The sequence below is a fragment of the Bacillus cereus group sp. BfR-BA-01379 genome (assembly GCF_022663605.1).
Lineage (GTDB): Bacteria > Bacillota > Bacilli > Bacillales > Bacillaceae_G > Bacillus_A > Bacillus_A mobilis.
Map to the genome: position 1 here is coordinate 1 of NZ_JAKUFT010000125.1, position 7,551 is coordinate 7,551.

The following is a 7,551-nucleotide window of genomic DNA, read 5'->3' on the forward strand; positions in this document are numbered from 1 at the left end:
TTTAAGCATATATAAAGCTTCTTTATAAGTGAATCGAGCAAAGAAACCCATTTGATTGTTATATCAAATGGGTTTCTTTTTTGTTGTTTATAACTGCTTGTGATTGGTTTTTGTTGTTTATAACTGCTTGTGATTGGTTTTGGTTATTTATGAATGTTTATGGTTGATTTTTGTGATCGTTTTCATTATACTGTAATCAAAGAAGAGGTGAATGAAATGTTAACTCCTGAACGTCATCAAATGATATTGCAACTTGTAAAAGAGCTGAAGGTAGTAAAATTACAACAATTAGTGGAAAGAACAGAAAGCTCTGAATCAACAATTCGTCGTGATTTAGCGCAATTGGAAAAACAAAGGTTATTAAAAAGAGTTCACGGTGGTGCGGCTGTTTTAACAGGAAAAGGACAGGAGCCAACGATGGTTGAAAAATCATCCAAAAACATTCAAATAAAACAACAAATTGCGAAGCATGCGGCTAGCATTGTTGAACAAGGTGATTGTATTTATTTAGATGCAGGAAGTACGACATTTGAAATGATTCCATTTTTAATAAATAAAGACGTTACTGTCGTTACAAATGGACTTATGCATATTGAAGCTTTAGTTGAAAATAATATTCGTGCATATTTACTAGGTGGAATGATGAAAAGTAGGACGAAAGCTTTAATTGGTGCTATGGCACAGGAAAGCATGCAAAAGTATCGTTTTGATAAATGTTTTTTAGGCGCGAATGGTGTACATGAACAGCTTGGTTTTACAACGCCAGATCCAGAAGAGGCACTATTAAAACAAATGACATTAACATTAGCAAACGAAGGATATTTCTTAATTGATGAAAGTAAGTTTTCAGAAGTTGCGTTTGCGAAAATTGCCAATGTTGAAGAGGCAAATATTATTACAAACCATTTAGAAATTGATTTAGAAAAATATAAAAGACAAACCAATGTAATTGAGGCTGATAAACAATGATCTATACCGTTACTTTAAATCCATCTATTGATTACGTAGTACAAATTAATTCCTTTGATTTAGGCGCAGTAAATCGAGCAGAGAAAGATATGAAGTTTCCTGGAGGAAAAGGGATTAATGTTTCTCGCGTTCTCCATCGTTTAGGTGTGGAAAATGTAGCACTTGGATTTACTGGTGGATTTACCGGTCAATTTATTAAAGATGTATTACAGGCGGAAGGTGTAACAACAAACTTCGTCCAAGTAGACGGTGATTCCCGAATTAATGTGAAAATAAAAGGGCAAGAAGAGACAGAATTAAATGGGCGAGGTCCTAATGTGACAAAAGAACAATTTGAACAATTAATGAAACAAATTGAAAGTATGAAGCAGGGGGATTGTGTTGTACTAGCTGGAAGTGTACCAGCGTCTATTTCAAATACTTTTTATGAATCAATCGCAGCGCTCGGAGCTGAAAAAGGTATTCGCGTAGTAGTCGATGCGAGCGGAAGTGCACTGCAGCATGTAATTAAAAATAAGCCTTTTTTAATAAAGCCTAATCATCATGAACTGGGTGAGTTATTCGGAGTAAATATTGCCACAGTAGAAGATATTTTACCGTATGGAAGAAAATTAATCGAACAAGGCGTAGAGCATGTGATCGTATCAATGGCCGGAGATGGAGCTTTATTATTTACGGCAGAAGGTATATATGAAGCAACTGTTCCAAAAGGTGTTGTAATTAATTCGGTTGGGGCCGGAGATTCTCTTGTTGCAGGATTTGTAGGGAAATATGAACAGACAAAAAATATTGAAAAGGCATTTCAATATGGCGTTGCAACAGGGAGTGCAACAGCATTTTCAGCTGATTTATGTGAAAAAGAAAAAGTAGAAGAATTATTGTCGCAAGTAATTGTAACTAAGCGATAGGGGGAAGCAACATATGAAAATTACAGAACTATTAAAAAGGGATACAGTTATTATGAATTTGACAGCTTCAAATAAAGAAGCTGTCATAGATGAATTAGTTGAGAAATTAGACGGTGCAAATCGTTTAATTAGTAAAGCGGAATTTAAAGAAGCTATTTTAAAGAGAGAGTCACAAAGTACAACTGGAATAGGGGAAGGGATTGCGATCCCTCATGCGAAAACAAAAGCTGTTAAGCAACCAGCGATTTGTTTTGGTAGAAGTGTAAGCGGTATCAACTATGAATCGCTTGACGGACAGCCAGCTCATTTATTCTTTATGATTGCTGCGAGCGAAGGTGCGAATAATACTCATTTAGAAACGTTATCACGCCTATCTACATTATTAATGGATGAAGGATTTCGTAAGCAATTATTAGAAGCGAAGGATGAAGAGGAACTTCTTCGTTTATTTGATGAAAAAGAGAATGAAAAAGAAGAAGCGGAGATTGAAGTTGCAAAACCAGAAGGAAATGAACCATACGTATTAGCAGTTACGGCTTGCCCCACTGGAATCGCTCACACGTATATGGCTGCGGATAGCTTGAAAGCAAAAGCAACAGAGCTAGGTATAGCAATTAAAGTTGAGACGAATGGATCAACAGGTATAAAAAACGGTTTAACAAAAGAGGACATTGAACGCGCAACGGCTATAATTGTTGCGGCAGATAAACAAGTAGAAATGAACCGTTTTGCTGGGAAACATGTCATTCAAGTGCCAGTCGCCGATGGGATTAGAAAAACGGAAGCGCTTCTTAATCGAGCTGTAAAACAAGACGCGCCAATCTTTAAAGGAATAAAAGAAGATGGGAAGACAGAAAGTACAGAGAAAGAAAAAGGGTTAGGAATTTATAAGCACTTAATGAACGGTGTAAGTAATATGCTTCCATTCGTTGTTGGTGGCGGAATTTTAATCGCATTAGCATTTATGTTCGGTGGAATTAAGGCGGAAGGTCCTATTGCTGAAATATTAATGACTATTGGCGGTGGAGAAAAAGGAGCCTTTTTATTCCTTGTACCAATTTTAGCTGGATTTATTGCAAGTTCTATTGCTGATCGACCTGGTTTTATGCCTGGTGTTGTGGGTGGATTTTTAGCAGCACAAGCAAATGCTGGCTTTTTAGGTGGATTAATTGCTGGTTTCTTAGCTGGATATGTTGTTGTTGGTTTGAAAAAGGTATTTTCTAGTTTACCAGCGCAGTTAGAAGGGATTAAACCAGTCTTGATTTATCCGGTATTAGGGTTATTAGTTACAGGTGTTATCATGTTAAAAGTGGTTAATCCACCTGTAGTTGCGTTAAATGAAATGTTAACGAGTTGGTTAAATAGTTTAGGTGGTACAAATGCTATACTATTAGGTTTAATTTTAGGTGGTATGATGGCAATTGATATGGGGGGACCAATTAATAAAGCAGCATTTACATTTGGTATCGCTGCAATCTCAGCAGGGAACTTTGGTGTTCACTCAGCAGTTATGGCTGGTGGTATGGTACCGCCATTAGCGATTGCATTTGCAACTACATTCTTTAAATCAAAGTTTACTGAAGCGGAACGTAAATCTGGTTTAACAAATTATATTATGGGAGCATCGTTTATTACAGAAGGGGCGATTCCATTTGCAGCTGCAGATCCGGTTCGAGTAATAGTAAGTTGTGTTGTTGGTTCAAGTATTGCGGGTGCATTATCTATGTTATTCCAAATTACATTACCAGCACCGCATGGTGGACTGTTTGTTATCGCATTAGTAAATAAACCGGTGTTATATATTTTCTCGATATTGATAGGGACAGTTGTTTCAGCTCTTATGATGGGGATTTGGAAAAAGAAAGTTAAATAACATATGAAAAGGGAGGAGCTTTTATTAGCTGCTCCTTTTTATTACAAAAAAGAAGGTTAATAATTGAAGAATGATGGATTTTGGTAAAAGATGTAATGGAATATGAATTTTTTGTAACAAAAAAGTAATACTGTAATTTTTTCTGGAAAAAATCCTGGTGCTTGTATGTGGAAAATATATGAAAACTATTGGGAATTCTATTGGAAATGGAATTCATTAATATGGAAATTTATGTTACAACTCATTAATCGTATATTACGAATGGTTTGTAATTGTGTGATTTCAGAAAATCCTAAAAATCTGTTGCTATAATGAAAATACGAAAACAAAGCAAATGGAGGCTATTCATGAAAAAATTATTAGGTATAGCAACGGCAGCAGTTTTTGGTCTTGGGATTTTTGCGGGTTCTGCGAAAGCAGAAACGATTGTAACAACAGACGTATTAAATGTTAGAGAAAACCCAACTGTAGAGTCAAAGCTTGTAGGTAAAATGTTAAGTGGAAATAAATTAGATGTTGTAAATACAGAAAATGGATGGACGAAAATTAAATTAAATGGTCAAGAAGCGTTTGTGAGTGCTGAGTTTACAAAAAGTACATATTATGTAACAGCGGGCGTGCTAAATGTTCGTGCTGGAGCGAATACGGACTCTGAAATTCTTGGTAAACTTAATAAAAATGATGTAATTGAAACGACAAATCAAGTTCAAAATGAATGGTTGCAATTTAACTATAATGGAAAAACAGGATATGTTCACGTGCCATTTTTAACAGGGACGGCACCTGTGATTGAAAAGAAAGAAGTTGTAACGCAAGAAGAAGCGCCGGAAAAAGTAAATACGCCGGTTAAAAATAATAAAGCAGTTAAGAGTAAAGAGTCTGTTAAGAATGTAGAATCAAGTAAACCTGTGGCGAAAGAGAAGCCAACTGCGAAACCAGTTGCGAAATCTAATGAAAAAAGTGCGCCTGCTGGTGGACGTGAAATAACAGTAGAAGCGACAGCGTATACAGCGCATCCAAGTGAGAATGGTACGTATGGTGGTCGTGTATTAACTGCAATGGGGCATGATTTAACAGCAAATCCAAATATGAAAGTAATTGCTGTTGATCCTAAAGTAATTCCACTTGGATCAAAAGTATGGGTAGAAGGATATGGAGAAGCGATTGCTGGAGATACAGGTGGCGCGATTAAAGGAAATCGTATTGATGTTTTAGTTGGCTCAGATGGTAGTGCTGATAACTGGGGGCGCAAATCTGTAAAAGTTAAAGTTATAGAGTAGTATAAATGTATGAATATAAAAGGCGGTTGCTTGAAATTGTGTAAGCAACCGCCTTTTATGGATTATTGAAAAGGATAAATCGTTTTACCTGTAATAATTTTATATGCACTGCAAAATTGATTTTGAATATATTCTGTATTTTTATTTTCTGGATGTAATGTTGTTTCATGGAGAGTAGAATGAAAAGAACGTAGCAAACAATTTAAGGCGAAGTATAACTCTTCTTGTGAGCAATTTTGTTCTTTTGTAGCAGTAGCTAAAATGAGGTCTTTTGTTAAAGATGAAAAATTAATGGTGGATTGTTTCATAGTCAACTCATCCTCTCGAAGGTATTTTTAATCATGTATATGCGGAATTGGACAAACTATGTTCTTTTTTTATTTATAATTTCATGTACCGGAATGAAAGAACTTGCAATCATGCCGTTAAAATTGGTAAGATTGGATATAATCAATAGATGGAGTACATCACATAAAGAGAGTTGAATGATATGGGAGAAGTGCAACGTGAAAAAGTTGCTGTCATCATTGGACCAACTGCTGTTGGGAAGACGAAGTTAAGTATTGATCTTGCTAAAACATTGAATGGTGAAATTATAAGTGGAGATTCCATGCAGATTTATCGTACGATGGATATTGGAACCGCAAAAGTGACGAAAGAAGAGATGGACGGAATTCCACATTATATGGTCGATATAAAAGATCCGGAAGAATCATTTTCTGTTGCAGAATTTCAAGAACGTGTTCGTAAGCATATTCGAGAGATTACAGAGCGTGGTAAATTGCCAATTATCGTTGGTGGAACTGGCCTGTATATACAATCTGTTTTATTCGATTATCAGTTTACGGATGATGCTGGTGATACGATATACCGAGAGCAAATGGAACAGTTAGCATTAGAACGTGGTGTGGAATATATACATAAAAAGTTACAAGAAGTAGACCCAGAAAGCGCTGAGCGTATTCATGCAAATAATGTACGCCGTGTCATTAGAGCGTTAGAAATTTTCCACACGACGGGTGAAAAAATGAGCGATCAACTTGAAAAACAAGAAAACGAGTTATTATATGATGTTTCCTTGATTGGCTTGACAATGGATCGAGAAATGCTATACGATCGCATTAACTTGCGAGTTGATATAATGATGGAACAAGGTTTATTAGAAGAAGTAGAAGGATTGTATAATAGCGGGATACGAGATTGTCAATCTATTCAAGCGATTGGGTATAAAGAGATATATGATTATTTTGAGGATCGTGTCTCTTTAGAGGAAGCGGTATCACAATTAAAGACGAATTCACGTCGTTATGCAAAGCGCCAATTAACGTGGTTCCGTAATAAGATGGATGTCACATGGTTTGATGTTACAGGCGGTGAAAAAACGTCAGAAATTTTACGATACATAGAAGGAAAGTTACAACTAAAGTCGAATAATAGTAAGTAGAGAAAAAGAGGAGGATTCGACATGAAGCAATCAATCAATATTCAAGATCAGTTTTTAAATCAACTCCGTAAAGAGAATACGTTTGTTACGCTGTACTTATTAAATGGTTTCCAGCTTCGTGGATTAATTAAAGGATTTGATAATTTTACAGTCCTACTGGAAACAGAAGGTAAGCAACAGCTTATTTATAAACATGCAATTTCTACATTTGTACCACAAAAAAATGTTTCAATTGAATTAGAGTAGTAATAAATTATTGTACATAACAAAAAAAGAGCGAGTTTCTCGCTCTTTTTTTATTTGCCATAAACAATAAATCGTGGAATTTAAGCGATTCTAAATACAGTAAGACGAATGTTAGTGTTGCCTGTTGCAGGGATCGTAATCTCGTTAAGAGTAGATTGGACAGAAATGTTTGCGCCAGCTCTTAACGTTTCAATTGTAGTAAATGAAAGTGAGTCGCCTATTAGATTTGAAGAGAAGTTGTCAGTTGCGACTGCTCCATTTATTGAAATTCCTACTCCAAGTGGGGCACATCCTGGTGCAGTGGTAGAAATCGATACGCTAATGACATAAATACCAGCGTTGATAACAGTGACTGTATCTGTGCCATTGAAGGTAATGTTGTTTACGTTAATTGCAGTATTAAAAATGAAGTTGTTAAATTGGAGTACTGTTTGTTGAATGTTGTTTGTTACAACAATTGTTGCTACAGGGAAGCTAGGACCAGTAGGCCCGGTAGGTCCGGTAGGTCCACCAGAAGGTCCAGTAGGTCCAGTAACTCCTATACCAGTGGCACCAGTAGCGCCTGTGTTACCTTGAGGACCTTGAGGACCAGTAGCACCAGTAGCACCTGTGTTACCTTGAACACCTTGAGGACCAGTAGCACCTGTGTTACCTTGAACACCTTGAGGACCAGTAGCGCCTGTGTTACCTTGAACACCCTGAGGTCCGGTAGCACCAGTAGCACCTGTGTTACCTTGAGCGCCTTGAGGACCAGTAGCGCCCGTGTTACCTTGAGGACCTTGAGATCCAGTGGCACCAGGAGCACCTGTGTTACCTTGCGCTCCGGGAGGC

8 protein-coding genes are annotated in these 7,551 nt (G+C 36.8%); 6 read left to right on the forward strand and 2 right to left on the reverse strand.

The genetic code is table 11. The features are described from left to right. The first annotated feature begins 216 nt into the window (after window positions 1-216). The 4 genes from MR113_RS26145 (at window position 217) to entD (ending at window position 5,030) form a co-directional block, all read left to right on the forward strand. Complete coding sequence (locus tag MR113_RS26145; protein ID WP_242257365.1) at window positions 217-969, forward strand: DeoR/GlpR family DNA-binding transcription regulator; 753 nt, start codon at window positions 217-219, stop codon at window positions 967-969. Continuing rightward, window positions 966-1,877 carry a 1-phosphofructokinase gene (gene pfkB, locus MR113_RS26150; RefSeq protein ID WP_242257366.1) on the forward strand — a complete coding sequence of 304 codons (912 nt, stop codon included), beginning with the start codon at window positions 966-968 and terminating at the stop codon, window positions 1,875-1,877. Before MR113_RS26145 ends, pfkB begins: the two co-directional genes overlap by 4 nt. A gap of 13 nt (window positions 1,878-1,890) precedes the next feature. Continuing rightward, complete coding sequence (locus tag MR113_RS26155; RefSeq protein WP_242257367.1) at window positions 1,891-3,750, forward strand: PTS fructose transporter subunit IIABC; 1,860 nt, start codon at window positions 1,891-1,893, stop codon at window positions 3,748-3,750. A gap of 347 nt (window positions 3,751-4,097) precedes the next feature. Further along, window positions 4,098-5,030 (forward strand): cell wall-binding protein EntD, encoded by a 933-nt coding sequence (gene entD, locus MR113_RS26160; RefSeq protein ID WP_242257368.1) that lies wholly within the window; start codon window positions 4,098-4,100, stop codon window positions 5,028-5,030. Between the two features lie 62 nt (window positions 5,031-5,092). Here entD and MR113_RS26165 read toward each other — a convergent pair whose 3' ends face one another. Then, window positions 5,093-5,338, reverse strand: coding sequence for a hypothetical protein (locus MR113_RS26165; protein ID WP_242257369.1), 246 nt, complete (start codon window positions 5,336-5,338; stop codon window positions 5,093-5,095). A gap of 182 nt (window positions 5,339-5,520) precedes the next feature. On the opposite strand from MR113_RS26165, the gene miaA reads away from it, so the two are divergent. Together miaA and hfq are read left to right on the forward strand one after the other, a co-directional pair. Further along, window positions 5,521-6,474: a tRNA (adenosine(37)-N6)-dimethylallyltransferase MiaA gene (miaA, locus tag MR113_RS26170; RefSeq protein ID WP_242257370.1), complete on the forward strand. Its 954-nt coding sequence runs from the start codon at window positions 5,521-5,523 to the stop codon at window positions 6,472-6,474. A gap of 21 nt (window positions 6,475-6,495) precedes the next feature. Then, the gene (hfq, locus tag MR113_RS26175) at window positions 6,496-6,720 is read left to right on the forward strand and encodes an RNA chaperone Hfq (protein ID WP_000813896.1); all 225 of its coding nucleotides are present in this window, start codon (window positions 6,496-6,498) and stop codon (window positions 6,718-6,720) included. Window positions 6,721-6,800: 80 nt separating this feature from the next. Here hfq and MR113_RS26180 read toward each other — a convergent pair. Next, on the reverse strand, window positions 6,801-7,551 hold a 751-nt coding region (locus tag MR113_RS26180; protein ID WP_242257371.1), incomplete at its 5' end, for a Gly-Xaa-Xaa repeat protein.

Coding starts and splice junctions, on each gene's coding strand:
- MR113_RS26145 (WP_242257365.1), top strand. CDS start 217: ATGTTAACTCCTGAACGTCATCAAATGATATTGCAACTTGTAAAAGAG.
- pfkB (WP_242257366.1), top strand. CDS start 966: ATGATCTATACCGTTACTTTAAATCCATCTATTGATTACGTAGTACAA.
- MR113_RS26155 (WP_242257367.1), top strand. CDS start 1,891: ATGAAAATTACAGAACTATTAAAAAGGGATACAGTTATTATGAATTTG.
- entD (WP_242257368.1), top strand. CDS start 4,098: ATGAAAAAATTATTAGGTATAGCAACGGCAGCAGTTTTTGGTCTTGGG.
- MR113_RS26165 (WP_242257369.1), bottom strand. CDS start 5,338: ATGAAACAATCCACCATTAATTTTTCATCTTTAACAAAAGACCTCATT.
- miaA (WP_242257370.1), top strand. CDS start 5,521: ATGGGAGAAGTGCAACGTGAAAAAGTTGCTGTCATCATTGGACCAACT.
- hfq (WP_000813896.1), top strand. CDS start 6,496: ATGAAGCAATCAATCAATATTCAAGATCAGTTTTTAAATCAACTCCGT.